Source organism: Litorimonas sp. RW-G-Af-16, assembly GCF_048319245.1.
Taxonomy (GTDB): Bacteria; Pseudomonadota; Alphaproteobacteria; order Caulobacterales; family Maricaulaceae; genus Litorimonas.
On record NZ_CP166993.1, the window covers coordinates 546,987 to 572,671 of the forward strand.

Consider the following 25,685-nt stretch of genomic DNA (forward strand, 5'->3'; position numbering starts at 1 on the left):
TTCATGATCGATACCGCGCCTGCAAAACCTCAATATCTTCGCCCCGGCGATAGGCTTTCAACAGTTTCAAATTACGTTGCCCCGTCGCCCAAACACCGTCTTTGGCATATTTCGAGACGTCAATCGATAGGGAGGCAGAGAGCGGGCGCAGGCTTGTGCGACCAAACTTAGCCTTAATACGGTCAATCATATTAACGTCCTCAAACAGCGGTATTTCGGCGTAGCCCCCAACGGCTTTATACATATCGCGGGAGATAAGCAGGCCTTGATCGCCATATGGCAACCCCCACCACTGGCAGCGCATACCGACCCAGAAGTCCATAAATCGCGGCCAAAATCCAGACGCATTGGCGCGGTAGCGGAAATAGCCGACTCGCTTTGGGTGGCGCGTCATATGTTGTATGACAGTGGCGAGCCAGTCTTGCGGCAGGGCGTTATCGGCGTGGAGGAATAGCATCCATGTCGCGTTTCCGGCATGGCTAGCGCCGAGTGCGAGTTGTTGCCCCCGTCCTGATGCTCCCGCTGCTATGATCGCTCCGCCGCGAATGGCTTGAACAATTGTATCGTCTGTGGAGCCGCCATCCGCTACCACAATTCGGGCCGCTGATTCTAACTCAGACAAGCGCTGCCCCAATCCTTCGGAGGCATTATAGGTCGGTATAATTACGCATAGCGTCTTATCTTCGATCAAGGAGGAAACGGTCATACGGCTTTAGACCCGCCGCGCGACGAGAGCGCAATAAAAAACCCAGCCCGAAGGCTGGGTGAATTCATCACACATGTGTGAGACAGGCTTAGCCTTCTTCGGCAAGGTCTTCAGCAGCTTTCATCTCAGCACGTGTTGCGGCTTCGACTTCTGCGCGAGATGGCGCAACTTTTTTCTGCTCAAGGAAAACGCGGCAGAACGCACCAGATGGCTGAACCAACTCATTTGCGAATTGGCCATTGCCAGAACACTTGATCACGCCAAGGCCTTGGCCGTCATAAAGCTTCGTATTGAAATCTGTGCCGCGGACTGCAACGAAGCAGACTTTGCCAGCTTCTAGAGTCATAACAGAGCCACCTTCATACTCACATGTTTGGTCAGACGTCACGACGCCCTCGGTTGAGACTGTCTTCATCAACTCGGCATCATCAACTTGCGCAAACGCGGTTGTTGCAGACAAAGCCGCAAATGTTAGACCCAGAGCGCTTGCTCCAAAATGAAATTTAGCCATGGTTAACTCCTAAAAAATTCTTAAAGTCCCTTAACAGACCTTTATTTCCAACAAAAGCCCGCAACTGCAAAAAAAGTGCAGGTATTATGCCAAACCCTAAACAACACGTCCCCAACGATCATTTCGAGCGAGCGCTCAAGGGTCGCATTTGCGGAGTGGACGAGGCAGGGCGCGGCCCCTTAGCAGGGCCAGTGGTTGCCGCAGCGGTCATCCTAGATCCGCAAAATATGCCTGTCGGGTTAAATGACAGTAAGGCCTTATCCGCTGCGCGACGTGAACTGATACTGAACGACATTATGAGCCGCGCAATAGTGAGTATCGCCGTAGCGGAACCCGAAGAAATTGACCGCCTCAATATATTGTGGGCGTCTATGGCGGCAATGTCCCGCGCGGTAAGGGGATTGGGCGAGGTGGATCATGCCTTGATAGACGGCAATCGATTGCCGCGTGATTTGCCGTGCGCGGGGACTGCGATTATTAAGGGTGACGCGCGAAGTGTATCGATTGCGGCGGCGTCTATTGTCGCGAAAGTTACCCGCGATCGTTTAATGGTGGAGGCTGATCAGCGCTATCCTGGCTACGGATTGGCGGGTCACAAAGGCTACCCGACCAAAGCGCATATGGCCGCGATAGACGCGCTAGGCCCCACGCCCATTCACCGCTTCAGCTTCGGCTCCAGTCGCGCGGGCTTGGAAGCTTATTTAGCCTGCTTTTCATCCGCAAATTCGGACAAAAGCGCAGCGTAGCCATCGCCATGGGTCCAGTAGGGAGTGATCTGAATCATGGTCATGAACACGCCTTGATCAATCAAAGATTTGGGTGGAGAGGTACCAAATCGTAGATCATGATATTGCAGCCAAAAGGTAAAATGCTGCGCGATTCGCCCCGCCAAAGCGCCTTTCTCGCCCTCGTCAAATTCCAAATGCCCGTCATCTTCTAGCGTTGATAGCAGTGAAAAGGCGGTCTGCTCTTTGAGTGATAAGATCCGCGCAAATTTGCCTCGCAGCGACGGAATACGCTCGACGAGTTCTGACTGATTCTTGTAGAAAAACCGAAAGTCGTAAATTTCCTCGAAAATAATATAGAGATAGACCCAATTATCTTCGAGCTTGATAGCCTCATTGATCGGCGAGGCGAGGACTTGGCGAATCTCAGTCTCATAATCCGCGAATAATTCGACGATGATTTCATCTTTACCTTTGTAGTGGTAATACAGATTGCCTGGGCTGATTTCCATGACGGAGGCGATGTCGACGGAACTGACTTGGCTCTCGCCTTCATTATTGAATAGCGACAGGGCGGTGCGAAGTATTTTCTCTTTGGTTTTAGAGCGCTCCGCCATGAGGTCAGTCTTCGCTAGGCTTTAGGGGGCGATTTTTTAGCGGCAGCTTTGGGTGTGCGCTGTGTCTTGACGCGCTTAGCCGACGGTTTTTTCGCGGGCTTTTCTAGCAAAGCCAAGACCTTATCAAGTTTGGCTTCTACCGCAGATAACCGCGCTTCGATGTCATCTGTTTCTGTGTGGGCACCAATGTCAGTTACGCGAGAGAGGCGGGCGCGCATGGCTTTGATGCGGTCGCTCATGTCGAGCTCTGGCAGATCAATCTCTGGCATATGAGCTTTGTCGAGCATTTGCTTGCCCTTGGCCTTTCCGACCATTTCGATCATTTCGCCCTTTTGGACGAGATCGTCAAAGACGTCGCTGCTTTTGCCAGTGACTTCCTTGATTGCGCCTTGAGCTTCTGAAAAAGCGCGACCATAAGCGCCGATGCCTGCCAACCAGATGCGGCGGGCGGTATCGGAGTTTTTGCGCTTTTTCTTGTCAGTCATGGATTGCCTTAATTAAACGATCGCTTTCACGAACGCTGGATCAAATTCGTCTTTGTGATTGAACGCAGCTGCAACAGACGGCAGCAGAACTGGCTCGACATGCGGCTCTGCGACTTCGGGTTCTCCGAAGAAATCACGAATAATACCAATGGTTTCGTCACGACGTGTCAGCAGAAACAAATGCCCCGCCCCCTCGATGATTTTCAGTTTCGAGCGCTTTAGCGCGAAATTCAGGATATAGCCATTTGTGACAGGCACAATGTGATCATTATCACCCATAATCACGAGCGTTTTCGCGCGGATACGGCGAATGAAGGGTAGCGTGGAATAACCTACCATCGCCATGAGTTGATAGAGATACCCTTTCACAGAGGGCGGCACCATGTTGATCGAGAAATCTCTGACGCCAGCTTCGGCCGCATCGCCGTAAAGCGTCTCAAAGTTTTTCGCCAAGAAATCGCGGTCAATATAGCGCTTTGGTGACATCATTTTTGATAGCGCTTTGGGGTTGCCCGGCACCATCGTTACGCCAGTTGTTGTTGCGCATAAAATCAGGCGTTTTGTCATATCTTTGCACTGCCACGCAAATTGTTGCGCGGGCCCGCCGCCCCAAGATACGCCGAGGACGTCCACTTTTTTATAGCCATTTTCGAGCAAGATTTGCTTGGCCGCCTTGGCCACCCACCACGGGCGATAGGGCACGGTTGGATCGGGTGATCCTCCCACTCCGGGCATATCAAATGTGATGATGTCCCGACCCGTAAAGGTATCTGCAAAAGCTTGTGCAATTTCTAGGTTTGCGCCAATGCCGTTGAAAAATAGCAGGGGCGTGCGCTTGCCAAAGCCTTTGTCTTTGCCTGACCATATCGCTGTGCGCAAAGTCTGGTTGCCAACCCGCGAGAAGAAAATCCGGGGAAGGTTAGGGTGAAAATCTGGTAAATTGTCGACTGCCATGTCCAATAGCCTTTCCCGAGCCATGCGCTCTAGCGTTTTCTTCCGCGTCGGGTCAGCCCCCATTGCTGCCTACGTTTAAGTTAAATGGTGCGCTTTGGCACGCAAGTAAAGTTCTCAACTGCGATTCTTTATATGGTGAAAGACTGCGGCTAAGGGCTTTATATTAGGTAAACACATATTCGCCTGGGGCTTGTGCCAAGGGCGGGTACGCTTTGCTTCCCAAGGACTTTGGCGCAGGTTTCATCTCGCCAGACCGTTCCGACAAGAAGGTATTCCAGCGAATCCACCAACTCTCAGCGTGCGGCGTGGCGCTCTCTTGCCACCGATCCGCCCGCGCAGGATAATCCGCGCCCTCAGTTGCGAAATAGAGCGCTTTTGGGTTGCCTGGAGGGTTGAGGAGCGACTGCAAATGCCCGGAATTGGATAAAACAAAGTCAACCTCGCCTCCAAACAGACGAATATTGCGATAACAGGCTTTCCACGGCGTGATATGGTCCGTAACCCCTGCCACCATAAAGCAGTCTTGCGTGACAGCTGACAAGTCCACAATATGATCCATGAAGACAACATTTTTATCAGGGCGGAAGCGGCGATCTTGGAAGATGTCCAGATAGTCGGAATGAAGCTGCGCGGGCAGGTTTGTGCTATCATTATTCCAGAACAATACGTCAAATGGAGGTGGGTTTTCCCCCATCAGGTAGTTATTCACGACATAATTCCAGATCAGGTCGTTAGGGCGCATCCAAGCAAAGCTGCGGCCTAGCTCGTCGCCCGACAACACGCCTTTTTTGCGGCTATGCTTACGTGCGGCCTCAATCGCTGTATCTGTCACGAACAGACCAACTTCTGAATCGGATTTTTTCCCGTCCAGCACTGACACCATCAAGGTAAAGCAATTCACGCGATTATCGCCGCGGGCCGCTAATTCTGATAGTAGGAGCGCCATTGTTATCCCGCCAGAGCAAGCGCCAGTAATATTCAGACGTGGGCTGCGGGTGATCTTCTTAACAGCATCCGTCGCTTCGATCAGCGCTTCGACATAGTTTTCGAGGCCCCAATGGGCGTGTTGACGCGTAGGATTGCGCCACGACACAGCGAATACTTGGAAGCCGCATTTGGTCAGGAAACGCACGATCGACTTATCAGGCGCTAGATCATTGGCGTAGAATTTGTTGATCTGCGGGGGAATAATCAGCAGTGGAATTTTATAAACTTGATCCGTTTTCGGCTGATATTGGATCAATTCCAACATTTCGGATTTAAAAACCACGGCCCCCTTAGAATTGGCGACATTCTCGCCGAGTTTGAACGGGCGTCCATCGACTTGGCTAGGCATGCCACCATTATTGCGCAGATCGTCATAGGCGTTTTTTAACCCGCGAAAGAGCGAGGCACCGCCCGTTTCATATAGCTTTTTCATCGCTGCGGGATTGCCGAGCAGGGTATTGGTCGGTGCCATGGCGTCGACTATGAGTTCTGTAACAAATTTGGCCCGCACTTGGTCAGCAGGGTGCATACGGCTGTCTTCGATCCAGCCATTCAGTTCGCGGCGCATCGCCAACCAGCTTTGCATGCCACGCTTGTATAAGGGGTTTTTCGCCCAAGTTTCATCTTTGAAACGACGGTCGCGTGCGTCGGGTTGCAGCTCTGAAGTGCCTTTGGCAATTTCGAGCATTTCACCCGCATAATTACGAATGTGTTTGGCAAATGGCTTAGGCTGCTTCGCGGCATATCCTGCCATCAAGCCAAGGGATTTAATGATTTCGGAACGCCTGAATCCAACAATCGAATTGACCGCCGTTGTATTTTGTGCCGCTTTCTGGCCAATCGTGTCTTCGTTCATCGCCATACCACTTCCCATCGTTTTTTGAGCGTCTTTTTATAGGTTATACTAAAGGGGATATTTGACCGCAACGCAAGCGGAGTCGCGTCATAAGGGTTAAACCTTCATGCCGCGCACAAAAAAGGCGGCACGCGCAAGGAGGAGAGCGCATGCCGCCGATGTTTCGACCTCAACCAATATTCAGGTTGATAGGATCAGATTGATCTGTCGGAGGGCTTACGCCGCTTTGACGGATTTCTCTGTTTTCATTTCAGTTTTCTTAGCTGGCTTAGCATTTTTCTTCGCCATAGCTGAGATTTTCTTGTTCAAAGTCGCGATTTCCGCTTCCAACTCTTCAACGCGATCATTGGAGGCTGTTGGGAGGATTTCTTTCACTTTGTCAGTCGTTGTTTCAAAGGTCTCAACAACACGCTTTTGCGCTGTTTTAGCATAATCGGCTGCTTTGCCTTCGATTTCTTCGCCTTTAGCGACGAGTGTGTCGAAAACGCCGTCTGTTTTCGTGTTGTAGAATGAACGCACTTGCTCTGTGCGCATCTTAGCACGCTCAAATGCTGCGCCGTATAGACCAACATAAGCGAGAGCGCCCTTGCGAAGCATTGCAGTCGCTTTCAAAGCTTCTGTTTCAGTTGCTTCGACAGCTTTTTTAGTTGTTTTTGCAGTTTTAGTCTTAGCCATGATGGCCTCCTAAGTTCAAAATTAATGTTAGCGAGATATCCCGCTGTTTTTCCATAATCACGGTTTAGCGCTTCAATTTAGAAACCGCGTCCTAAATGCGTGGGTCAGATGCAAAAATTTTAGGGTGTGGATATTAACCTCGCCTAACAAAAGGTTAAAAATCAAATAAAAACAATCTCTTAAAGGTTTTGATAACCAAATCAGCGACAATGATTCTGCTCGAAACACTTTAAAGAAAAGAGCCTTAAATGAGCCACCTACGCGTTGTTGACACTCCAAAGACCGATCTGCCCTTGGGCCGGATCATTCAGGGTGACTGTATAGCCAATATGAATGCCTTGCCGGCCGAGTCTGTTGACCTCGTCTTCGCAGACCCCCCTTACAATCTACAACTCGGCGGTGATCTGTCTCGGCCCGATAATAGTGTCGTAAACGGCGTCACAGAGGAGTGGGATCAGTTCGATACGATGGACGCCTATGACTTATTCTCTCATAATTGGCTGCAGGCCGCGCGCCGCATTCTCAAACCGAACGGCGCGATTTGGGTGATTGGGAGTTATCACAATATCTTTCGTGTCGGCACTGTGTTGCAAGACCAGCAATTCTGGATTCAAAATGATGTTGTGTGGGTGAAGTCTAATCCTATGCCAAATTTCCGTGGCACACGTTTTACCAACGCGACTGAGACCCTGATTTGGGCGACCAAGACCGAAGACGCTAAACCGACATTTCATTATGACGCGATGAAGATGATGAATGATGGTGTTCAAATGCGCAATGATTGGGTCATTCCGCTTTGCACAGGCCGCGAGCGGCTTAAGAAGTCTGACGGCACAAAAGCGCATCCGACGCAAAAGCCCGAAGCGCTGCTCCATCGCATCATTATGGCGACAACCAATCCCGGTGACGTTATCGTCGATCCCTTCTTTGGCACAGGCACAACTGGCGCTGTTGCAAAGAAGCTGGGCCGTGAGTTTATTGGGTTTGAGATGGAAGAAGAATATATCGTCCACGCCCGCCGCCGCATCGCAAAAATCACCCAAGGCACTGGCGACAATATCGCTGTCACTCGCTCCAAACGCTCGGAACCCAAAGTCCCGTTCGGCAATTTGGTAGAGCGTGGTTACATCAAGATCGGCACAACACTTTACAGCAAGAATGGCGTGATGCAGGCGAAAGTCCGCGCTGACGGCTCGTTGATCGCGGATAATGTCGAAGGGTCTATCCACAAAGTCGGCGCGCTGCTCTGCGACGCCCCGTCCTGCAATGGCTGGACATTCTGGCACTTCCAAAGCCCCCAAGGCCTCAAGCCCATCGACGCCATTCGCGCCGAAATTCGCGCCGAAATGGCCGAGGCTGACGCGGCAGAATAATCCGTTCATATTAGGTTTATGTCCCGCCCTTTAGACCAGTTTGGCTCGCTGATGTTCAGTGAGTTGAACTAACCAATTTAGGGGACAGACTATGAGTAAACGTGACGATCTAATCGCAAAATATGCAGCCGACTTGAAAGAGAAATGCGGCGTCAATCCAGATATGGATTTCTTGACGAAAGTGACGATTGGCTGTGGCCCGTCAATCTATAATCGCGACTCGTCCACTGTGTCCGCGTCCGATCCAAAAGAGCTAGAGACAGTCAAAAAGAACTTCTTGATGAAAAAGCTCGGTCTGTCTGATGGCCCAAAACTTGATGAAGCGATCAACGCCGTGATGGATCAGTATGGTCGCTCGACGAAATCCAAATATCGCGCGGTCGTGTATTATCTGCTCGCCAAGCACTTTAATAAAGAGAACGTCTACAAGTAGATAGCTCTCAGACTTATGTGGGAAGCCCTGCCGCGCGCAGGGCTTTTTTGTAGGCGGTTGGGACAGCCTGATCGGGCAGGGTTGCAACCGCAACCCAATGCCCATCAGGCTTCTGTGCCGTTTCAGCGCGGTAAATATCCAGCCGCAATTCAAAATGTGTAAAGACGTGTTTGACGCGGCCATCTTTTTCGGGGCCGTCGAGCTTCTCCCAATTCCGCATAGCTGGTGCGGCGGCAAAGGGGTCTTTGGGCGGCTTGCTGGCCCACTCTGTGCCAGGCAGTCCCGTCATGCCACCGAGCAATCCTGTATCAGGGCGGCGCTCTAACAAAATCTCCTCACCCCTCAGCAAGATAAAGACAGCGCCGTAGCGAATGGGCTGCTTTTTCTTGGGCATTTTCTTCGGAAAGTCAGTTGGGTCGCCCGCTTTGAACGCCGCGCAAAATGTTTGCCACGGACAGGCTTTGCATTTTGGCGAAGTCGGCGTGCAGACCGTCGCGCCAAGGTCCATCAGGGCTTGCCCATAATCCCCCGCGCGTTTCGGTGATGCCAGCGCGCGTGCCAAATCTCGTAGCTCATTTTTCGCTTTGGGCAGTGGGTTTTGGACACGAAAGATTCGACTAATCACACGTTCTACATTGCCGTCGACAATATTGGTGGCCTCATCAAAACAGATCGCGGCTATCGTTGCCGCTGTGTAAGGGCCAATGCCCGGCAGCTTGAGCAGTTCGGATTCTGACTGCGGAAACACACCGCCGAACTCGTCCCGCACGATTTGCGCGCATTTATAAAGATTCCGCGCCCGCGCATAATAACCCAGCCCCGCCCACATCGCCATGACCTGCTCTCGGTCAGCATTGGCCAAATCGATGACCGTAGGAAACTCAGCTAAGAATTTCTCCCAATAAGGTGTGGCATGTGGGATCGTCGTTTGCTGGCTCATAATTTCGGACAGCCAGATTGCGTAGGGGTCAGGGGTTATCCCACGCGCACGATCTTCGGGACGCACACGCCAAGGTAAGGTGCGCCCTTGCGCATCATACCAGGCGAGCAAGTTATCCCGCATCTTTCGGATATCTGTCGAAGATTTCATTCTCAATATGCTCTGTCGCCTTTACGCCCGCCCCGCAATAGGCCAATTTGAGGCAAGTATGGATAAACGCAATACAGATATCGCTCTGACGCAATATTTAGAGAGCAAACGCGCCAAGCCGCAATTTCGGCCAGCGCCGACGGCTGGTATGGCAGTGAACCGCGTGATGCGTCCGCTGTCCAAGGGGCGGGGCGGTGGTAGCTCGGCTTTGGCGCTCGGCAAAGTCTGGCCTGATATTATGGGCCCGCGCTGGTCCAAGATTTCCTCGCCAGTCAGGTTTGTTGGCAGTAAGGATGGTCATACCCTTATTATATCTGCCCCAGGACCAGCGGCTGCCCTGATCATGGCCGCGAGTCGCCCCATCATCGAGCGCTTAAACGCGCATTTAGGCGAGGGTCACGTGACCAAGCTCCGCGTCGTGCAGTCCAAAATGACCGCCACCCAATCCGCAGTCCCCAAGCGCGGTCTATCGCCGCGCGAGGCCGAACAACTGCAAGATAGCCTTTCTCAGGTCAAACAAAGCGGGCTAAAGCAAGCGCTCGAGAAACTAGGGCGCGGCGTTATGTTAGATAGGAAGCCATAATATGTTGAAGTCATTATTCTTAGGAGTTGCTGCTTTAAGTGCGTTCTCCTTACCCGCGCTGGCGCAGCAAACGCCAATCCCAAAAGCTCCGGATTATGTCTTGACCGAAGCCCCTGATGATCACGCCATTGGCGACGTAACCGCACCCACAACCATGATCGTTTGGGCCTCTGTCACATGCGGCCATTGCGGCAGCTGGTTTTCTGACGAATGGCCGACGGTCAAAAAAGAGCTAGTTGAGACAGGTAAGCTACGTTTCGTCATGCGGGAGTTGCCAACTGCGCCAGCGGCTTTGTCTATGACAGGTTTTATGATGGCGGAATGTGCGCCTAAGGATTCTTATTTTGACGTGATCGAATACCAGATGAAGCAGCAAGAAGACATTTTCGCCGATGCCAAAGCGGGCAAGGGCCAAGAGGCCTATGCCAAAGTCGGTGCGCTGGCGGGACTCAACAATGATACAGAGATCGAAGCCTGCCTCCGCGATGAGAGCCAGTTCGACCATATCAGCCTATCCCAAGACCGGGCTGAAGCCGCAAAAGTCAAAGGCGTCCCGGCCTTTTTCGTTAATGGCGTGGCGTATAAAGGCCCGCAAGATTCCAAGACCATTGTCGATATGATCAAAACAATGGACGAAATGGGCGTATCGACCATGCCAGACGAGATGACACGCGAAGATGCACACACGGATCATAGCGGCCATAAACACTGATTTGACGGCTAAACCGTCTTTCATCCACAGCTTGCGCGTAAGGTTTCTTTAACGGATTAACAGAACCTTAAGCCATGACTTGATATCTATCCATAAATTGCGAGACTGACCTATGTTTGATTCTACCCTATTTGATTCGCGCCGTTCCTTAATTGTCAGCGCCTTTGCCGCTGTCGCCCTGATCGCTTGTGGCGGCGGAGAGGCGACCTCTACCGATACAGTGTCCGAGGGCGGCCAATATGAAGTCGCAGGGGATTACGCGATCGGCAATAAAGACGCCAAGGTGACAGTCGTCGAATATGCCTCCGTTGTTTGCGGGGCATGTGCGAACTGGGCGACGACAGTTTATCCTGACTTTAAGGCGAAATATGTTGATACAGGCAAAGTTCGCTACGTCTTCCGTCCGTTCCCAACGAGCCCAGCAGAGCTGGCCGATGCGGGTCACATGATCGCCATGTGTGCAGCTGAAGACAAATTCATGCAAAATATCAAGCTGCAGTTTGAGCGTCAGAAACAAATCTTTGAAATGGCCAATCAAGGCAAAGCGCGTGATGCCTATGTCAGCTTGGCCAAAGCGTCTGGCCTGTCAGAAGATGAATTTCTCGCCTGTATGCAAAATCAAGACATTCGCGCGAAATATGACGCGGTTGTCCAAGGCGGTGTTGATGCAGGTGTGTCTGGCACGCCGTCCTTCTTCATCAATGGCGAGAAATCAAAAGTCTTCACGCTAGAGAGCATGGACGAAGTGATCCTTCCGCTATTGGGCGAGGCTGTGCCAGCTAAAGCGCCTGCTGAGCCGACTGAGTAGCTCTTATGGGGTCTTTGGCGTTCAATTCTATCACGCTGGCGGGATTTAAATCCTTCGTCGAGCCGACTGAGTTTTTGATCGAATCAGGACTAACAGGGATTGTCGGGCCAAATGGTTGCGGCAAGTCTAACCTACTCGAAGCCATTCGTTGGGTTATGGGTGCTAATTCTGCCAAAGCCATGCGCGGCGCGGCCATGGACGACGTCATCTTCAATGGCACCAAAACGCGCCCAGGCCGAAATCAAGCCCACGTAATGCTAAGCGTCGACAATTCTGCCCGTATCGCGCCGCCAGCGTTTAACGATGCTGACACACTCGAAGTCATGCGGGTCATTACGAAGGGCGGCGGCTCTAAATACAAAATCAACGGTCAGACTGTGCGGGCCAAGGATGTGCAGCTACTATTTGCCGATGCGTCAACAGGGGCGAACTCGCCCGCGTTGGTGCGCCAAGGCCAAATCAGTGAGCTGATCGCGGCAAAGCCGTCCAACCGTCGCCGCATTTTGGAAGAAGCCGCAGGCATTTCGGGCCTCCACACGCGCCGTCACGAGGCTGAGCTACGTCTGCGGGCGGCTGAGAATAATCTGGATCGACTGGATGATATTATCGGGCAGATCGAAAGCCAGCTACTCTCTCTGCGCCGCCAATCCCGCCAAGCCACACGATACAAGCGCCTCGCAGGTGAGATTAACGAGTATAAAGCACTGCTATGGCTCAAACGCTGGCAGGCGGCTCTCGACACACTCGCGGGTGCGCAGGACGCATTGAAAGCCTGTGAAGCACAGGTTGCGGACACGGCAACAAAAGCGTCAGAACTCACCCGCAAAGCCTCTGAACTCGCTGGCCTCCTTGATCCTAAACGTGAAGAGCAGTTGATTGCTGCGGCATTATTGGCGCGATTAAATGCAGCTAAGGAAGCACTGGAAGCGGATGAAAACGCGGCCAATACAGAGATCAAAAAACTAGAGCGCCAAATCGACCAACTCGCCGCTGATCTGGAGCGTGAGAGCGGCATTGTGATGGACAGTGAGGAAGCCCAAGCTCGACTGTCCGAGGAATTTGCCGCCCTGTCAGCGGTTAAAGATACCAGCGCTGCGCTTGATGCGGCAGCCGACGCGGCAGCGGAAGCGTTGCAAACCCGCAATGCGTTGGACGAAGATTACAATGCGCTGAACCGTCAAGCGGCGGCACAAACGGCTCGCACGGACGCCAATGCCCGCGAAGTCAGCCAGTTTGAGCAGCGTCTGTTCCGCCTCAAGAATGAGCGTGAAGAGGCCACATCGCGACTTGATGGTCTGAACAAGGATAGCGGGGCAGGGGCGAACCTCTTTGCCGCTGGGGCCAAAGATGCGTTGACCGCCCTCGAAGCGGCTCGTGCGCAAGAACAAACTTTGTCAGCCAAACGCGCAGAGGCGGAAGACGTCGATCAAGCTGCTCGCGATGCCCTATCAGATGTGCGTCAGTCATTGGGCAAATTATCGGCCGAGAAAACCGCGATTGAGCGTATTTTGTCGCGCGGGGATCAAGCCGATTGGACACCTGCTTTGGATAGTGTGAAAGCCAAACCTGGCTATGAACAGGCTTTGGCGGCTGTGCTGGGCGAAGATTTGGACGCTGCTATTGGCACGGATGCTGCCATGGTCTGGAGTGGGGCCGAAATGCCGCAACAGAACTTGCCAAACGGCGTGACGCCTCTCGCCGATAAGGTTACTGCGCCAGCAGAATTATCCGCCTGTCTGTCTCAAATCGGTGTTGTCGAAACTGGCGACATTGCTGCACTGGCCAAGCAGTTATCGCCAGGTCAAAGCCTTGTCACGAAAGACGGTCAAGTCGCACGCTGGGACGGTTTTAATATGGCGGCGGGCGTTGAAACGTCGGCGGCGATGAAGCTGAAACAGCAAAACCGCCTGACAGAATTGACGGCCGAAATCAAAGAATTTGATGCCAGGCTGGCGACTGCGACGCAAGCGTTTGAGGCGACCCGTATCAAACGCGACGCAGCGATTACTGCGGCCAAAGAGGCCCGCTCCGCCCTGCCTGATCTTGAACGCCGTGACCGCGCAGCCCAAGCGGCTCTCGCGCAATACGAAACAGATATTGCCCGCGAAAGTGCGGAGAAGCGCTCGCTGGAAGATCGTATTGCGCGGCTGTCCAAAGAGATTGCTGAACTGGAGGAGCAACTCTCAACGGCGCAAGCTACGCGGGACGAATTGGCGAAACAGGATGATGTTTCTGCCGAATTGGACGCTTTGTCAGAAAAGCTATCGCAAGCGCGCGATGCCGCAGACGAGGCGAGCGCACAATACCGTAGCCTCAAGAATGACGCCGAGGCGCGGGCAGCTCGTTTGAAAGCTGTTGAGACAGAACGTGCGGATTGGGCCAAACGTGCGGCGACTGCGACCGAGCGCGTCAATGCGTTAGAGGCGCGATCTGCCGCTGCGACGATGTCCTTGAAAGCTGCGACTGAAGGCCCTGACCAATTTGCAGAACGGCGTGATCGTTTGTTTGCGGATTTAGCCGCCGCCGAAGCACGTCGCACATCCGCAGCAGATGCCCTCTCGCAGGCTGAGACAGAAGCGTCAGAGGCGCAATACGCCGCTCGTGAGGCCGAATCAGCGCATGGCGAAGCCCGTGAAGCGCGGGCAGGTGCGGAGGCGCGGCTGAACGCGGCGCAGGAACGAATTGCAGAGACAAAAGCTCGCATTAACGAAACTCTCAGCTGCGAGCCGTCTGAACTCAAAGCGCATTTGGGTGAGTTGGATGCAGACTCTGGTCTGTCTGAACATGATATTGAGCGCAAGCTAGAACGCCTGTCACATGAGCGCGAAAAAATGGGTGGCGTGAATTTACGCGCGGACGAAGAAGCCGTTGAGCAGGAAGAACGCCTGACCGCCATGAATGATGAACGCCAAGACTTGATCGCTGCGATCGCGCGTCTGCGTGAGGGGATTGATGAGCTAAACACAGAAGGCCGCGAGCGGCTGCTAAAGGCTTTTGATATGGTCAACGGCCATTTCGGGCGCCTCTTCGTGACACTCTTTGGCGGCGGGGAGGCGGCATTGGCCCTGACCGAATCAGATGACCCCTTGGAAGCTGGCCTCGAAGTCATGGCCCGCCCGCCGGGCAAATCTCTCAAAGCCATGTCGCTCCTGTCGGGCGGTGAGCAAGCGCTGACAGCGACCGCGCTGATCTTTGCGGTGTTCTTATCCAATCCCGCGCCTGTCTGCGTTTTGGACGAAGTGGATGCGCCGCTGGATGATGCCAATGTGTCCCGCTATTGCGACCTGCTGGAAGAAATGAAGAAGCAGACAAATACGAAATTCATCGCGATTACGCATAATCCCGTGACTATGTCCCGCATGGACCGCCTCTTTGGTGTGACAATGGCCGAGCAGGGCGTCTCGCAACTGCTCTCTATCGAACTTGGCCAAGCGGAGAAGCTCGTCGCGGCGGAATAGGCTCGCGGTGCAAAAATGCACCCCTTTTGTCGCAGGTCTGATAAATTATCGAAAATACAAGAGTTTCAGTATGTTAGAGGGTTTGGCGGGCTGTTGACTTATGAAGAGCGCTTGGCTAGTTTCCGCGCGCTTTCAGAGGGCTATTTTGGTGCTAGGAAAGACGAAAGTTACACTCATGTCTCAAGACAAAGGACATTCGCCCGACAGCCCATCCTCTCCCGCCACTGACCGTGCAGCGCTCGCAGCGCTAAAGGCTAAGCTAGACGCTAAGCATCGTGCCAATGAAGAGTTTGAGAGACAGCGGCCAGATGGCAATTCCAATTTGGGCAAAGGGATACGATATGCCGGTGAGTTTTCAGCGGCAATTTTAGTTGGGGTGGCTCTGGGGTATTTCGCAGACAAGCTCCTTGGATCGTCTCCTTGGGGACTGTTACTGGGATTAATTTTTGGCTTTGCGGCGGGCGTTTTAAATGTTACCCGCGCGGCGAAAGAAGGAATGGACGGGGACTTAGGTCAGGACCTGCCGCTAACAGAAGAAGACGACGCATGATTGCTGCAGGACTAGATCCGATTTCACAATTCGATCTGCACACATTGGCAGAGTTGAAAGTTGGAAAATTCGACATCAGCTTTACCAATTCGGCCCTGATGATGGTCGTCACAGTCGCCTGTGTGCTTGTGTGGCTGCTGCTTTCAACCGGCAAGCGCTCGCTGGTGCCGGGTCGCGCGCAATCCGTTGCAGAAGTCTCCTACGAATTTGTCGCCAATATGATCCGCTCGACAGCGGGCAAGGACGGATTGCGGTTCTTCCCCTTCGTTTTCACGCTCTTTATCTTTATCTTATTCGGCAATCTGCTCGGCATGATCCCGTTCTTCTTCACAATAACGAGCCATGTTATTGTGACAGTGGTTTTGGCGTTGATGGTCTGGTTCCTTGTGATTGGCTACGGCATTTACAAAAACGGCTTCGGCTTTCTCAAATTGTTCTGGCCATCAGGCGTGCCATTTATCTTAAAAGCTCTCTTGGTCATGCCGATCGAGATTGTGTCCTTTATCTCTCGCCCAATCAGTCATTCTATTCGTCTTTGGGCGAATATGTTCGCGGGTCATATCCTGCTCAAGCTTTTTGCGGGTTTCGCGGTTGCGATGTTCGCCGCATCTGGAATCATGACGACACTCGGCGCGGTTGTCCCTTACGCACTGGTGCTAGCGCTTGTGCCCCTCGAATTTCTGGTGGCCTTCGTTCAGGCTTATGTTTTTGCCCTACTGACTTGCGTTTATCTGTCAGATGCGCTTCATCCAGGCCACTAAGAATAAAATAGAATACTGCAAAATAAACCCATTCACAGGAGAATTAAAATGGAAGCAGAAGCAGCAAAGTATATCGGTGCAGGTTTGGCCTGTTTGGGTATGGCAGGTGCCGGTATCGGTGTGGGTAACCTTTTCGGTCAGTTCCTGTCAGGCGCTCTCCGTAACCCATCCGCCTCACAAGGCCAGTTCGCCAACCTGATCTTCGGCTTCGCCGTGACAGAAGCCCTGGGCATCTTCTCATTCGCGGTCGCTCTGATCCTACTCTTCGTTAAATAGGGCCAAAATTAAGGCATAGCCATGTTAAGTGCAATAAAGGCCAATATCCTGATGGCGGCTGCAGCGAAACCTGCAGCCAACGCCAGTGATGCAGCGGAAAAAGCTTTTCCGCCGCTTGACCCTGCGACATTCCCATCTCAAATATTTTGGCTGCTCCTGAGCTTTTTCGTTCTCTACTTCCTCTTGTCCAAAATCTTCCTTCCGAGGATTGGCGAGACGTTGGAGGAGCGTAGCTCTCGCATTGCAGATGATCTGGACGCCGCTTCACGTATGCAGCGTGAGGCTGAAGAAGCCGAGAAAGCTTATAAGCAGGCACTCTCGGACGCGCGGGCGAAGGCTAGCAATGTTGCTGAGACAACGCGTCAATCCGTTGATGCCGAGTTAGAGGCCGAGCTAGCCGAAGCGGATGCTGAGGCAGCAGCACATGCTGCTGTAGCTGAATCCCGTATTCGCGATGTTCGCAAGGCAGCGCTGGCGAATATTGAAGTTGTGGCGGCAGATGCGGCGCAAGCGACGATTGAAGCTCTGACAGGCAAAAAAGTGACTACGGCGAAAGCCAAAGCCGCGTTGAACTAGGGACAGACACAATGTATTTTGATTTTGATCCTGGCGGCGCAACAGTTTGGGTTTTCCTTGCAGTCGTTATTTTTCTTGTCGCACTCCTCTATTTTGGAATTCACAAAAAAATCGCAAGCGCACTCGATGCGCGGGCTGATAAAATCCGCGAAGAATTAGACGAAGCGCGCCGTTTGCGTGAAGAAGCGCAGACTTTGCTCGCCAGCTATCAGCGGCAGCAAAAAGAGGCGGAAGACCAAGCGGAAGCGATTGTGAAGCAAGCGCGTCATGATGCCGAAATCATGGCTGTGCAGGCTCGTAAAGACCTTGCAGAACGTCTGGAGCGTCGCACAGCGCAAGCTGAAGCCAAGATCGCCAATGCTGAGGCACAAGCCATGGCCGAAGTGAAATCTCGCGCAGCAGACATGGCGGTGAACGCCGCGGAGAAAATTCTGCGTTCCGACCTGACGTCGGCGGATCAAACAAAGTTGTTCAAAGATGGTTTGGCACAAATGGGTAAAACACTCAGCTAGGCTAACGGTTTGCCACCCACCCGAATAATGCACCTCGATATGCGAATATCGGGGTGTTTTTTTATGGACTATTTGCGGTAGGCGCGTTTGATGCGGACGGGCTGCACTAGCATCTGATTGCGAGTTACGGCGTCATCAGACGCCTCTGCTGTCTCCTGGCTCTGGATTTTGACGACCGTGTCCATACCGCTGACGATTCGGCCAAAGCTAGCATAGCCCTCGCCGTCCGGATTGCGCTCCCCGCCGTAATCGAGAAAATTATTGTCGCCGATATTGATGAAGAAATAGGCCGCAGAGCCTGTGCCAGGTTCGTCCCGCGCGATTGACACGCTGCCCGCGCTGTTAAGCAATCCTGTCTCGCTCATACGTTCATGGGCGATAGAGGAGGTGACTTTCTGCATATCCAACCGCCCGCCTTGGATCAGGGACATGCCCATGCCGCGTGGATCGTTCTCGGCGTTCACAACGCGGTAAAAGCCTTCATTATCATATAGGCCTTCATCAACGTAATAGAGGAAATCTGCCGCAGAGATCGGAGCCTTATCCTGATAGACTTCGATCTCAATCTGCCCAAGATCCGTCTCAAATATCACATTGGGGCGCTTATCCGCGCAAGCTGACAGTGTGATGATCGCGGAGAGGAGGGCAGGGGTGATGAGGTTTTTCATAACGTCAATCTGCGCAGCCTCAAGGGGAAGTCAAGCTTGGGATTGAATGTCCCATAGAAAAAGCCGCCTTATGCCAAAAGCGCGAACGCAGGACATAAGACGGCTTTAAAATTCAAATGCGCGCGAGGCGCTTATTTTTTGACAGCGCGTCCTTTGGACATGCCGCGACCTGTTGTGCGCTCGACGATACGCGCAGACTTACCACGACGATCGCGAAGATAGTAGAGCTTCGCACGACGCACTTTACCGCGACGCTTGACTTCGATTTCCTCAACGAGTGGGGAGAAAAGTGGGAAGACGCGCTCGACACCTTCGCCGTAGCTGATCTTACGAACGGTGAAGCTCTCGGCTAGGCCAGCGCCTGAACGTGCGATACAAACGCCTTCAAAGGCCTGCAGACGTGTGCGTGTGCCTTCCGTAATCCGAACTTGAACGACTAGCGTGTCGCCAGCTGAGAAATCAGGAATTTGCTTGGTTTCCAGAAGGCGGGCTTCTTCGGCTTTATTCAGTTTTTCAATCACGTTCATGATCGTCTCCATGTTCTGACGTGTCGATCAAATCCGGCCGACGCGCCTTGGTAATCTCTATTTGTTGCTTGCGCCGCCACTCTGCGATCTTTTTATGATCACCCGATAACAGCACATCCGGAATAGTCCGGCCTTCAAACTCTCTTGGCTTGGTATAGAGCGGATACTCCAACAAACCGTCTTCAAAACTCTCTTCCGTGGTGCTGTCCAAATCTCCCAGAACCCCCGGGAGCAAACGCACACACGCTTCGATCATGGCTTGGGCTGCTACTTCACCGCCTGCGAGAACGAAGTCACCGATGGAAATTTCTTCCATTTGGCGGGCTTCGATCACCCTTTGGTCAAGCCCTTCAAACCGTCCACAAAACACAATAAGACCCGGTCCCTTGGCAAGCGCCTTAACGCGATATTGCGTCAATGGCTTACCCCGGGGGGTCAGATATATCAGTGGGCGACTATCCGATGCAGTTGCCACGCTATCGATAGCTTTTGCCGCCACGTCTGGTTTTAACACCATGCCAGGGCCGCCACCCGCAGGTGTGCTATCGACAGTTCGGTGCCTATTAACGGAAAAATCTCGAATGTCCACAGTCTCTAGCTGCCAAATACCGCTTTTTTCAGCCCCGCCAATGATAGACGCGCCCAGGACACCCGGGAAGGCATCGGGAAAGAGCGTCAATACGCTCGCTTTCCATGGATTTTCGGATGAATTCGTCATGAGGCGGCTCTTACAGCCTTCCCTGCGACTTGACCAGAGCGCGCTATGGTTAACGCGGCGTAAACGCTTTGGGGGCAGTCTGCGGCTATGATTCGTGGATTGATATTGATGGGGCTAGGCCTGACGCTGCTAGGCGCATGCGCGCGCGCAGGATATGGGCAGGGCGGCGGTTATTATCCCGAGTATCAGCCACGTCCTGGGCAGGGGCAGTATATTCGCCCAGACTGGCTTGCACCGTCCCCGACGCCTATGATCCCAGCCATCGATGCGTGCCGCTCACAGCTCTATGCGGGGCTTGTGGGGCAACATGAGGGGGCGATTTATATTGCAGGTCTGCCAGGACGAAAGCGGGTCCTAAAACCCGCTTTCTTGGAGGACTTTGAGACGGAGCAAGTGGCTGGCATTGATCCAGATCCGCCTTTGCTAGAGGTGCGAGACTATCTCCCTCAGCAAGTCTTGTATGCGCCGTCTATTCGCACCGTCACAGACCGTATTCAGCTCGGCCCGGAGGACGGCAATCGCCTGACGCTAGAACTGGACGTTGACGGTTACTTGCAGGAAATCCGCTGCGGCTAGGCAACGTCTGCGCGCGGCCCCCAACTGGTATTATGGAGCTGATCCGTGAGGTTTTGTGCTTTTGGTTCGGCCAAGATTTGCAGCAATTTAAGCTCTTCCTGAAAGGTTTCGATTTGGCGACAAGCTTGACGGATTTTCTTCCGAAATCCTGTCGGCATAAGCGTGCCATATGTCGCGACAATCTGCTCTGGCGATTGTCGTTTTGTCATCAAATTAAGGCAGGTTGCAAAGCAAAGCGTGTTTTCGATAATTCTAAAAGGCACACGACGAACATCCCGTTCTGCCGTGAGGTATTCCGACACATCAGGTACAAGGTTGGCGAGAGCAAAGCCTTGGCCGTTATAAGCGCCCGACGCCAGAATTAGCATGCCTTGCATGAGCGGGCTCAGCCCTGCTTCTGGCTGGAATGGTTGGCATTGAATTTCTGCGAGTTGCATCAGGGTTATTGCTGGAAAATAACCAGCGTCTTCACAGCGCGATGGGTCATAGAGGACGACATCCGTGTTTGGCGGGACATGCATCTCTAAACCGCCGTCTTGCGGTACCCCGGTCATCGCGACGAGACCAATTTCCCATTCGCTCATATTAGACGCGTGTTTGATCTCACCAAAGCTATCCTCGGCCCAAACATAGACGGAGCGTGTGTCCATCTCGTCGTGGCAGAGATCGTTTAACTGCTTTGATTTGTGCAGAGGCGAGGGCACAGTTGGCCTGATCGTCGGACCATAGGTGCGCATCAACCAGGCAAGGGCTTCAAATTGTAAAATTGCGTCGTCTTCACGGATTAAACGTGTGTTAAACATTGGCTTGGCCATCCCACAGGTCACGACCAGCCCAGTCGTAACGGCTAAAATAATCCCCCTGACTAAGGCAAAAAAGCTAATTATAGGTTATTCCTATAAATCAGCGGCGTCTCGCTCTCTCTCATAAGCCTCAAGAGCGGTGAGCCAATCTGCTTCCAGACCCTCAATCATCTTCTCTAAACATACACGATCTTGGCCTAATTTCACAGCTTCATCAGGGTTCTTGGTAAACAGATCGGTAACTGTAAGCGCCTTGTCGATGAGCGCTAATTCGATTTGGGCTTTATCTAACTTCGCCTCCAGCGCATCGGCTTTCTTCTTAAAAGGTGCGATAGATTTAAGCGCTTTGGCACGATCTTGGCGGGATTGTTTGCGAGAGTTGACGGACTTTTCATCACTCCCTTTGTCAGTCTTGTCCTTCTCCAACTGCATGATGCGGTATTCTTCCAATGACCCGTCATAGGAGGTGACACTGCCTTTATTGACGAGCCATAGGCGGTCGACAACAGACTCCAGCAAGTTTCGGTCATGCGAGATAATCAAGACTGCGCCTTCATAAGCATTGAGGGATTTGATCAACTCCGCGCGGCTATCAATATCCAAATGATTGGCTGGTTCATCGAGGACGAGAAGGTGCGGTTTGTGAAACCCGATCAGCGAGAAGAGTAGGCGCGCTTTTTCGCCACCTGATAAATCGCCCGCGGGGTCTCCGCGTTTTTCACGCCCAGACCAAAACCTGCAAGACGCGCACGGCGCTGCGCTTCCGTTGCGTCAGGCATGAGTTCGACGATATGATCATAGGCTGAGGCGACAGGATTGAGGGCGTCAATCTGATGCTGCGCAAAATAGCCAATGCGCAGTTTTTTGTGGCGCTTGATATGACCATCATTCAACGGGTCAATTTCGCCCATAATCGCTTTGGCGAAAGTCGATTTACCTTCACCGTTTTTGCCGAGCAGCCCAATGCGGTCATCCTCATCAATTCGTTGATCAATGCGGCGGAGGACCGTCAGCTCGCCATAGCCGAGATCAACATTATTAAATCGAATAATCGGCGGAGAGAGAGGGCGGTCTGGGCCTTCCAAGACGATGGGGGCGATGGGGTCGCTAATGATTGTCGCGACAGGCTGCATTTTTTCAAGTTTTTTGACGCGGCTCTGCGCCTGCTTGGCTTTGGAGGCGCTGTAGCGGAAACGTGTGACGAAGGCCTCCAAATGGCGGCGCTCATCTTCTTGTTTCGCCATAAGTGCCATGTTCAGGCGATTTTGCTCCGCCAGCTGCCGCTCAAACGCATCATAACCGCCTGTGTAAGAGTAGAGCCGTCCCTCGCGGAGGTGCGCGATATGCGTGACAGCTTCATTCAAGAAATCTCTGTCATGGGACACGATCAGGGCTGTGCCTGGGTATTTGCGAATATGCGCCTCTAGCCAGACCGCGCCTTCAACGTCCAAATAGTTCGTTGGTTCATCCAGTAGCAGCATATCTGGCTGCGCAAACAACATGGCGGCGAGGGCGACCCGCATGCGCCAACCGCCCGAAAAATCGGCGCAAGGCTTGAGCTGGTCTTCTGCATCAAAGCCTAGCCCATTGAGGATAGATGCGGCGCGTGCTTCCGCGGAATAGGCATCAATATCGCCAAGGCGTGTGTGGATATAGGCGATGCGCAGGGGATCTGTCGCCGTTTCGGCTTCGGCCAGTAGATCGGCGCGTTCTGTATCAGCGGCCAAAACGGTTGCGATAAGCGATTGCGAGCCGCTGGGAACCTCTTGATCGACTGCGCCCAGGCGCATGTTTTTGCGCAGATTGATCTCGCCGTCATCGGGACTAATCTCGCCTTTGATTAAGCGAAAGAGCGTGGATTTGCCCGTACCGTTACGCCCAACAAGCCCAACCTTGCTGCCTGCATAGATCGCGAGTGTCGCTTTCTCAAAAAGCGGGCGACCTTCAATACGATATGTCAGATCATTAATATGAAGCATAGGCGCGTGCTATCATGGCTTTACATCTAGGCAAGAGACTATTAACGGGTGCGCGAGATTTCAAATCACCAGATTAACTTAACGAGGGAGCCAGATATGGCCATTCAACGCACATTCTCAATCATCAAGCCTGACGCTACAAAGCGTAACATCACAGGCAAAGTCAACGCCAAGATCGAAGAAGCGGGTCTGCGCATCGTCGCGCAAAAGCGCTTGCAACTGACCAAAGAGCAAGCTGGCGGTTTCTACGCCGTGCATAAAGAGCGTCCGTTCTATAATGACTTGGTCAATTTCATGATGTCTGGCCCTGTCGTCGTCCAAGTCCTCGAGGGTGAAAACGCGATTGCGCGCTACCGCGAAGTGATGGGCGCCACAAACCCAGCTGACGCTGACGCTGGCACAATCCGCGCGGAATATGCCGAAAGCATTGACGCCAACACAGTTCACGGATCAGACGCACCAGAAACAGCTGCGGAAGAGATTAAATTCTTCTTCACGGAAGACGAAATCGTAGGTTAGTTTACATTTTTGATCGTCATTAAATAAGCTGAAAATTGATCAACCTTAGATCAATTTTCAGCTTAAAATGGCAAAAGTTAAACTGCTAAAAAGCGACTGTGTGAGTTTAATTTTCCAGAATAGAATCAAAAAAGGCCGGGCATGATACCCGGCCTTTTTCATATCTGATTATAATAGTGATTTAGGATTTAATCCGGATCAACTCTTCGACGATCGCATTTTGGATACGGTCAAATGCAGCTACGAGTTCTTCGCCGTCATTGGCTTCGATAAAGTTCTCGGCTTCAGTCGCACAGGCTGCGAGCAAAGCATGCGCCGCCGCGTTCATTTCATGCGTCACAGGTTCTGTATCGTATTCGTCATACTCATTATTGGCGTTGTAGAGGCCAACTTGCAGCGCATAACCAATCGTGAAGACCTCAATACCCTCTTCGTTCATGTCGTTGCAGGTATCAATCGTTAAGCGGTCAGTATCACGACGCAGCCAACCTTCTTGGAAGTCCCCATCATATGGCGAGCTGCCAGAATACCACCAACGCGTAGACTTTCCGAAAAGAGACTTATAAGCGTAAAAGCGGTTGGATTCTTGATCAGGAATAAATTCAAAATCACCCACAGTGTTTTGACCATCCGTCATAAAGATCACGAATTTTAGGGGTTCTTTATAATCCTCGTTATTACGGGTTGCTTCCCGACGGTGTTTGGCTTCCTCGCCGTCCAACCACGTTTTGGCCATTGCCATAGGTGGGTTAGAGTTTGTTGATCCAGATGGCGTCAAAGCATTCACTTTATTGTTACCGATAAAGCCCCACTTCATATTCACCTGTCCAGATGTAATGATTTCAGAGCTATATGGCAGCATGCCCATACGAATTGTCCGGTGAATTTGGTTATTCTGCTGACCCAGACGACGCTTCAAATCTCTGTTAAAATTCTTAACTGACGTTTTTAGACCATCAATTCGCGGCGCAGCGTCGTCGGGAGACGAACCGTCTGTTTCCGCAAATTTATCATCCCACTGCATGGAACCAGACGTGTCCAAAACAAGCGCGATAGAGGCTGGGAATTTCTCGTCAACCTGCATGTATGACACAACAGATTCAGTAGAAAAATCTAAGCGTTCTTTGCCCATGACTTGCATGAAAGTCGGGACAGTTTTGCCGCTGACCTTAACGATAGCTTCTTTCTTATTATCATCATAGATGACTTTGACGTCGACATTATCCGCGCCCCCTGCAACCCAACCTTTGAAGTCGTAGCCAAGATCCGCTGCAGAATATTTCTGGCCATCCATGTAGCCTTCTTCGTTGTTCTCAGGCGCTCGCCCATGATTTTTGACGAAGATGGCAGCGTTCAGCGCGATTGAGTCAGCAATATTTTGCGACCGCTTGTGCGCATTACTCAGCGTGGAGTAATCCATCGCCGCACCCATAAGGCCAATCATAACAGTCGCTGTCAAAGCAAATGTTAAACCCATATTGCCTTTTTCATCATCAATAAACCGACGATGAAGCGCTGTCGTCTTGTTAAATATAGACATAACAGTTTTTTCCCAATTCCCACATGAACCCCACAATGGAGCCATAACAGGTGCTTCTTAGGGAAAATGGTTTTAGAAGGGCTTTCGATTTACCCTTAACAACGTATTACCGCAAAACAGGGTTAATCACCCTTTAAGACAATGCGCGGATCGCCTTTGCAAGGGCGGCGGGGTAGAGGTCTAACTCTTGCACCAAGATACGTGCGGCTAAAGTGTCGGGATTGTCGTCCGGCAGGATTTCGATTTTCGCTTGTGCTATCACCGCGCCCGTATCGACGCCCTCTGCTACCCAATGCACAGAGCAGCCATGTTCGGTGTCTCCCGCTTCAATCGCGCGGGCATGGGTGTGCAGGCCTTTATATTTAGGCAGAAGCGAGGGGTGTATATTGATCATACGACCTTCCCACTTGGCAACGAAACCGCCAGTCAGGACGCGCATAAATCCTGCACAGGCAATAAATTCTATATCATGCGCGATCAGGGCGGCATGAAGCTCTTGCTCAAAATCTTTGCGGGTGTCGAAGTCGCGGTGGTCAATGCAAATCGCTTTGATCCCGCGCGCATCCGCCTTTTCGAGGCCAAGCGCTTCGGGACGGTTGGAAATGACCAGTGTAATCTCGGCGGGGTGATCAGGCGATTTCGCCGCATCTAGCAAGGCCATCATATTTGACCCGCGCCCCGAAATCAGAACGGCTGTTTTCACGCGC

The 25,685-nt window shown here is 52.3% G+C and carries 29 protein-coding genes and 1 pseudogene; 14 read left to right on the forward strand and 16 right to left on the reverse strand.

Annotated elements, in window-relative coordinates; all coding sequences use genetic code 11:
* Position 1 precedes the first annotated feature (1 nt).
* Together AB8615_RS02630 and AB8615_RS02635 are read right to left on the reverse strand one after the other, a co-directional pair.
* A complete protein-coding gene (locus AB8615_RS02630) occupies positions 2 to 706 on the reverse strand; it encodes a glycosyltransferase (RefSeq protein WP_409433396.1) in 705 nt (234 codons plus the stop codon).
* Positions 707 to 794: 88 nt separating this feature from the next.
* Complete coding sequence (locus AB8615_RS02635) at positions 795 to 1,217, reverse strand: hypothetical protein (RefSeq protein ID WP_409433397.1); 423 nt, start codon at positions 1,215 to 1,217, stop codon at positions 795 to 797.
* A gap of 86 nt (positions 1,218 to 1,303) precedes the next feature.
* On the opposite strand from AB8615_RS02635, the gene AB8615_RS02640 reads away from it, so the two are divergent.
* Positions 1,304 to 1,963, forward strand: coding sequence for a ribonuclease HII (locus tag AB8615_RS02640; protein WP_418152585.1), 660 nt, complete (start codon positions 1,304 to 1,306; stop codon positions 1,961 to 1,963).
* Here AB8615_RS02640 and AB8615_RS02645 read toward each other — a convergent pair.
* The 5 genes from AB8615_RS02645 to AB8615_RS02665 all read right to left on the reverse strand — a co-directional run bounded on the left by AB8615_RS02645 (position 1,915) and on the right by AB8615_RS02665 (position 6,516).
* The gene (locus AB8615_RS02645; protein ID WP_409433399.1) at positions 1,915 to 2,559 is read right to left on the reverse strand and encodes a TetR/AcrR family transcriptional regulator; all 645 of its coding nucleotides are present in this window, start codon (positions 2,557 to 2,559) and stop codon (positions 1,915 to 1,917) included. The genes AB8615_RS02640 and AB8615_RS02645 overlap by 49 nt on opposite strands.
* Before the next feature lie 14 nt (positions 2,560 to 2,573).
* Positions 2,574 to 3,044: a phasin family protein gene (locus AB8615_RS02650; RefSeq protein WP_409433400.1), complete on the reverse strand. Its 471-nt coding sequence runs from the start codon at positions 3,042 to 3,044 to the stop codon at positions 2,574 to 2,576.
* 12 nt (positions 3,045 to 3,056) lie between these two features.
* Positions 3,057 to 3,998 carry an alpha/beta fold hydrolase gene (locus AB8615_RS02655; protein WP_409433401.1) on the reverse strand — a complete coding sequence of 314 codons (942 nt, stop codon included), beginning with the start codon at positions 3,996 to 3,998 and terminating at the stop codon, positions 3,057 to 3,059.
* A 163-nt stretch (positions 3,999 to 4,161) separates the two neighbouring features.
* On the reverse strand, positions 4,162 to 5,847 hold the full coding sequence (locus AB8615_RS02660) for an alpha/beta fold hydrolase (RefSeq protein ID WP_409433402.1): 1,686 nt from the start codon (positions 5,845 to 5,847) through the stop codon (positions 4,162 to 4,164).
* Positions 5,848 to 6,057: 210 nt separating this feature from the next.
* Positions 6,058 to 6,516 (reverse strand): hypothetical protein, encoded by a 459-nt coding sequence (locus AB8615_RS02665; protein WP_409433403.1) that lies wholly within the window; start codon positions 6,514 to 6,516, stop codon positions 6,058 to 6,060.
* 248 nt (positions 6,517 to 6,764) lie between these two features.
* Here AB8615_RS02665 and AB8615_RS02670 point away from each other — a divergent pair, with 248 nt between their 5' ends.
* Positions 6,765 to 7,889 carry a site-specific DNA-methyltransferase gene (locus AB8615_RS02670; protein ID WP_409433404.1) on the forward strand — a complete coding sequence of 375 codons (1,125 nt, stop codon included), beginning with the start codon at positions 6,765 to 6,767 and terminating at the stop codon, positions 7,887 to 7,889.
* A 91-nt stretch (positions 7,890 to 7,980) separates the two neighbouring features.
* Positions 7,981 to 8,322 (forward strand): DUF2853 family protein, encoded by a 342-nt coding sequence (locus AB8615_RS02675; protein WP_409433405.1) that lies wholly within the window; start codon positions 7,981 to 7,983, stop codon positions 8,320 to 8,322.
* 13 nt (positions 8,323 to 8,335) lie between these two features.
* Here AB8615_RS02675 and mutY read toward each other — a convergent pair whose 3' ends face one another.
* Positions 8,336 to 9,412 (reverse strand): A/G-specific adenine glycosylase, encoded by a 1,077-nt coding sequence (gene mutY / locus AB8615_RS02680; protein ID WP_409433406.1) that lies wholly within the window; start codon positions 9,410 to 9,412, stop codon positions 8,336 to 8,338.
* Between the two features lie 58 nt (positions 9,413 to 9,470).
* Here mutY and AB8615_RS02685 point away from each other — a divergent pair, with 58 nt between their 5' ends.
* The 9 genes from AB8615_RS02685 (at position 9,471) to AB8615_RS02725 (ending at position 17,648) form a co-directional block, all read left to right on the forward strand.
* Entirely contained in the window at positions 9,471 to 9,995 is a 525-nt protein-coding gene (locus AB8615_RS02685) for a DUF721 domain-containing protein (protein ID WP_418152586.1), read from the forward strand.
* Position 9,996: 1 nt separating this feature from the next.
* Positions 9,997 to 10,707, forward strand: coding sequence for a thioredoxin domain-containing protein (locus AB8615_RS02690; protein ID WP_409433408.1), 711 nt, complete (start codon positions 9,997 to 9,999; stop codon positions 10,705 to 10,707).
* A 112-nt stretch (positions 10,708 to 10,819) separates the two neighbouring features.
* Positions 10,820 to 11,515: a thioredoxin domain-containing protein gene (locus AB8615_RS02695; protein WP_409433409.1), complete on the forward strand. Its 696-nt coding sequence runs from the start codon at positions 10,820 to 10,822 to the stop codon at positions 11,513 to 11,515.
* A 14-nt stretch (positions 11,516 to 11,529) separates the two neighbouring features.
* Positions 11,530 to 14,973: a chromosome segregation protein SMC gene (gene smc / locus AB8615_RS02700; RefSeq protein ID WP_409434116.1), complete on the forward strand. Its 3,444-nt coding sequence runs from the start codon at positions 11,530 to 11,532 to the stop codon at positions 14,971 to 14,973.
* 175 nt (positions 14,974 to 15,148) lie between these two features.
* Positions 15,149 to 15,523, forward strand: a complete 375-nt coding sequence (locus AB8615_RS02705; protein WP_409433410.1) for an AtpZ/AtpI family protein — start codon at positions 15,149 to 15,151, stop codon at positions 15,521 to 15,523.
* Positions 15,520 to 16,284: a F0F1 ATP synthase subunit A gene (locus tag AB8615_RS02710; protein WP_409433411.1), complete on the forward strand. Its 765-nt coding sequence runs from the start codon at positions 15,520 to 15,522 to the stop codon at positions 16,282 to 16,284. The genes AB8615_RS02705 and AB8615_RS02710 overlap by 4 nt, the downstream gene beginning before the upstream one ends.
* Positions 16,285 to 16,332: 48 nt before the next feature.
* On the forward strand, positions 16,333 to 16,560 hold the full coding sequence (locus AB8615_RS02715; RefSeq protein WP_409433412.1) for a F0F1 ATP synthase subunit C: 228 nt from the start codon (positions 16,333 to 16,335) through the stop codon (positions 16,558 to 16,560).
* Positions 16,561 to 16,581: 21 nt separating this feature from the next.
* The gene (locus tag AB8615_RS02720) at positions 16,582 to 17,136 is read left to right on the forward strand and encodes a F0F1 ATP synthase subunit B' (protein ID WP_409433413.1); all 555 of its coding nucleotides are present in this window, start codon (positions 16,582 to 16,584) and stop codon (positions 17,134 to 17,136) included.
* 11 nt (positions 17,137 to 17,147) lie between these two features.
* Entirely contained in the window at positions 17,148 to 17,648 is a 501-nt protein-coding gene (locus AB8615_RS02725; RefSeq protein WP_409433414.1) for a F0F1 ATP synthase subunit B, read from the forward strand.
* Positions 17,649 to 17,716: 68 nt separating this feature from the next.
* Here the strand turns inward: AB8615_RS02725 and AB8615_RS02730 are convergent, their stop codons facing one another.
* From AB8615_RS02730 to trmD, 3 genes and pseudogenes are all read right to left on the reverse strand, one after another.
* Entirely contained in the window at positions 17,717 to 18,316 is a 600-nt protein-coding gene (locus AB8615_RS02730) for a peptidylprolyl isomerase (RefSeq protein ID WP_418152587.1), read from the reverse strand.
* A 134-nt stretch (positions 18,317 to 18,450) separates the two neighbouring features.
* Positions 18,451 to 18,843, reverse strand: a pseudogene (gene rplS / locus AB8615_RS02735) (50S ribosomal protein L19); the annotation flags it as partial.
* Positions 18,830 to 19,561 (reverse strand): tRNA (guanosine(37)-N1)-methyltransferase TrmD, encoded by a 732-nt coding sequence (gene trmD / locus AB8615_RS02740; RefSeq protein ID WP_409433416.1) that lies wholly within the window; start codon positions 19,559 to 19,561, stop codon positions 18,830 to 18,832. The pseudogene rplS and the gene trmD, both read right to left, overlap by 14 nt.
* Before the next feature lie 87 nt (positions 19,562 to 19,648).
* On the opposite strand from trmD, the gene AB8615_RS02745 reads away from it, so the two are divergent.
* Positions 19,649 to 20,137 carry a hypothetical protein gene (locus tag AB8615_RS02745; RefSeq protein WP_409433417.1) on the forward strand — a complete coding sequence of 163 codons (489 nt, stop codon included), beginning with the start codon at positions 19,649 to 19,651 and terminating at the stop codon, positions 20,135 to 20,137.
* Here the strand turns inward: AB8615_RS02745 and AB8615_RS02750 are convergent.
* The 3 genes from AB8615_RS02750 to AB8615_RS02760 all read right to left on the reverse strand — a co-directional run bounded on the left by AB8615_RS02750 (position 20,134) and on the right by AB8615_RS02760 (position 22,919).
* Positions 20,134 to 20,940, reverse strand: coding sequence for a hypothetical protein (locus tag AB8615_RS02750; RefSeq protein WP_409433418.1), 807 nt, complete (start codon positions 20,938 to 20,940; stop codon positions 20,134 to 20,136). The genes AB8615_RS02745 and AB8615_RS02750 overlap by 4 nt on opposite strands.
* 93 nt (positions 20,941 to 21,033) lie before the next feature.
* Positions 21,034 to 21,543 carry a hypothetical protein gene (locus AB8615_RS02755; protein WP_418152588.1) on the reverse strand — a complete coding sequence of 170 codons (510 nt, stop codon included), beginning with the start codon at positions 21,541 to 21,543 and terminating at the stop codon, positions 21,034 to 21,036.
* A gap of 50 nt (positions 21,544 to 21,593) precedes the next feature.
* A complete protein-coding gene (locus AB8615_RS02760) occupies positions 21,594 to 22,919 on the reverse strand; it encodes an ABC-F family ATP-binding cassette domain-containing protein (RefSeq protein ID WP_418152589.1) in 1,326 nt (441 codons plus the stop codon).
* Positions 22,920 to 23,015: 96 nt separating this feature from the next.
* Between AB8615_RS02760 and ndk the strand changes: the two genes are divergently transcribed.
* A complete protein-coding gene (ndk, locus tag AB8615_RS02765; protein ID WP_409433420.1) occupies positions 23,016 to 23,438 on the forward strand; it encodes a nucleoside-diphosphate kinase in 423 nt (140 codons plus the stop codon).
* A 181-nt stretch (positions 23,439 to 23,619) separates the two neighbouring features.
* Here ndk and AB8615_RS02770 read toward each other — a convergent pair whose 3' ends face one another.
* Positions 23,620 to 24,978, reverse strand: coding sequence for a TadE/TadG family type IV pilus assembly protein (locus tag AB8615_RS02770; RefSeq protein WP_409433421.1), 1,359 nt, complete (start codon positions 24,976 to 24,978; stop codon positions 23,620 to 23,622).
* 133 nt (positions 24,979 to 25,111) lie between these two features.
* Positions 25,112 to 25,681, reverse strand: a complete 570-nt coding sequence (gene purN / locus AB8615_RS02775; RefSeq protein WP_418152590.1) for a phosphoribosylglycinamide formyltransferase — start codon at positions 25,679 to 25,681, stop codon at positions 25,112 to 25,114.
* Positions 25,682 to 25,685: the final 4 nt, after the last annotated feature.

Excerpts from the sequence above, each read along its gene's own strand:
- AB8615_RS02690 (WP_409433408.1), top strand. The coding sequence starts at position 9,997 with ATGTTGAAGTCATTATTCTTAGGAGTTGCTGCTTTAAGTGCGTTCTCC.
- AB8615_RS02710 (WP_409433411.1), top strand. The coding sequence starts at position 15,520 with ATGATTGCTGCAGGACTAGATCCGATTTCACAATTCGATCTGCACACA.
- AB8615_RS02665 (WP_409433403.1), bottom strand. The coding sequence starts at position 6,516 with ATGGCTAAGACTAAAACTGCAAAAACAACTAAAAAAGCTGTCGAAGCA.
- AB8615_RS02745 (WP_409433417.1), top strand. The coding sequence starts at position 19,649 with ATGATTCGTGGATTGATATTGATGGGGCTAGGCCTGACGCTGCTAGGC.
- AB8615_RS02655 (WP_409433401.1), bottom strand. The coding sequence starts at position 3,998 with ATGGCAGTCGACAATTTACCAGATTTTCACCCTAACCTTCCCCGGATT.
- ndk (WP_409433420.1), top strand. The coding sequence starts at position 23,016 with ATGGCCATTCAACGCACATTCTCAATCATCAAGCCTGACGCTACAAAG.
- AB8615_RS02725 (WP_409433414.1), top strand. The coding sequence starts at position 17,148 with ATGTATTTTGATTTTGATCCTGGCGGCGCAACAGTTTGGGTTTTCCTT.
- AB8615_RS02645 (WP_409433399.1), bottom strand. The coding sequence starts at position 2,559 with ATGGCGGAGCGCTCTAAAACCAAAGAGAAAATACTTCGCACCGCCCTG.
- AB8615_RS02670 (WP_409433404.1), top strand. The coding sequence starts at position 6,765 with ATGAGCCACCTACGCGTTGTTGACACTCCAAAGACCGATCTGCCCTTG.
- AB8615_RS02715 (WP_409433412.1), top strand. The coding sequence starts at position 16,333 with ATGGAAGCAGAAGCAGCAAAGTATATCGGTGCAGGTTTGGCCTGTTTG.
- AB8615_RS02720 (WP_409433413.1), top strand. The coding sequence starts at position 16,582 with ATGTTAAGTGCAATAAAGGCCAATATCCTGATGGCGGCTGCAGCGAAA.
- AB8615_RS02750 (WP_409433418.1), bottom strand. The coding sequence starts at position 20,940 with ATGTTTAACACACGTTTAATCCGTGAAGACGACGCAATTTTACAATTT.
- AB8615_RS02660 (WP_409433402.1), bottom strand. The coding sequence starts at position 5,847 with ATGGCGATGAACGAAGACACGATTGGCCAGAAAGCGGCACAAAATACA.
- AB8615_RS02650 (WP_409433400.1), bottom strand. The coding sequence starts at position 3,044 with ATGACTGACAAGAAAAAGCGCAAAAACTCCGATACCGCCCGCCGCATC.
- mutY (WP_409433406.1), bottom strand. The coding sequence starts at position 9,412 with ATGAAATCTTCGACAGATATCCGAAAGATGCGGGATAACTTGCTCGCC.
- AB8615_RS02760 (WP_418152589.1), bottom strand. The coding sequence starts at position 22,919 with ATGCTTCATATTAATGATCTGACATATCGTATTGAAGGTCGCCCGCTT.
- AB8615_RS02770 (WP_409433421.1), bottom strand. The coding sequence starts at position 24,978 with ATGTCTATATTTAACAAGACGACAGCGCTTCATCGTCGGTTTATTGAT.
- AB8615_RS02685 (WP_418152586.1), top strand. The coding sequence starts at position 9,471 with ATGGATAAACGCAATACAGATATCGCTCTGACGCAATATTTAGAGAGC.
- AB8615_RS02695 (WP_409433409.1), top strand. The coding sequence starts at position 10,820 with ATGTTTGATTCTACCCTATTTGATTCGCGCCGTTCCTTAATTGTCAGC.
- AB8615_RS02635 (WP_409433397.1), bottom strand. The coding sequence starts at position 1,217 with ATGGCTAAATTTCATTTTGGAGCAAGCGCTCTGGGTCTAACATTTGCG.
- AB8615_RS02640 (WP_418152585.1), top strand. The coding sequence starts at position 1,304 with ATGCCAAACCCTAAACAACACGTCCCCAACGATCATTTCGAGCGAGCG.
- AB8615_RS02675 (WP_409433405.1), top strand. The coding sequence starts at position 7,981 with ATGAGTAAACGTGACGATCTAATCGCAAAATATGCAGCCGACTTGAAA.
- AB8615_RS02705 (WP_409433410.1), top strand. The coding sequence starts at position 15,149 with ATGTCTCAAGACAAAGGACATTCGCCCGACAGCCCATCCTCTCCCGCC.
- AB8615_RS02630 (WP_409433396.1), bottom strand. The coding sequence starts at position 706 with ATGACCGTTTCCTCCTTGATCGAAGATAAGACGCTATGCGTAATTATA.
- AB8615_RS02730 (WP_418152587.1), bottom strand. The coding sequence starts at position 18,316 with ATGAAAAACCTCATCACCCCTGCCCTCCTCTCCGCGATCATCACACTG.
- trmD (WP_409433416.1), bottom strand. The coding sequence starts at position 19,561 with ATGACGAATTCATCCGAAAATCCATGGAAAGCGAGCGTATTGACGCTC.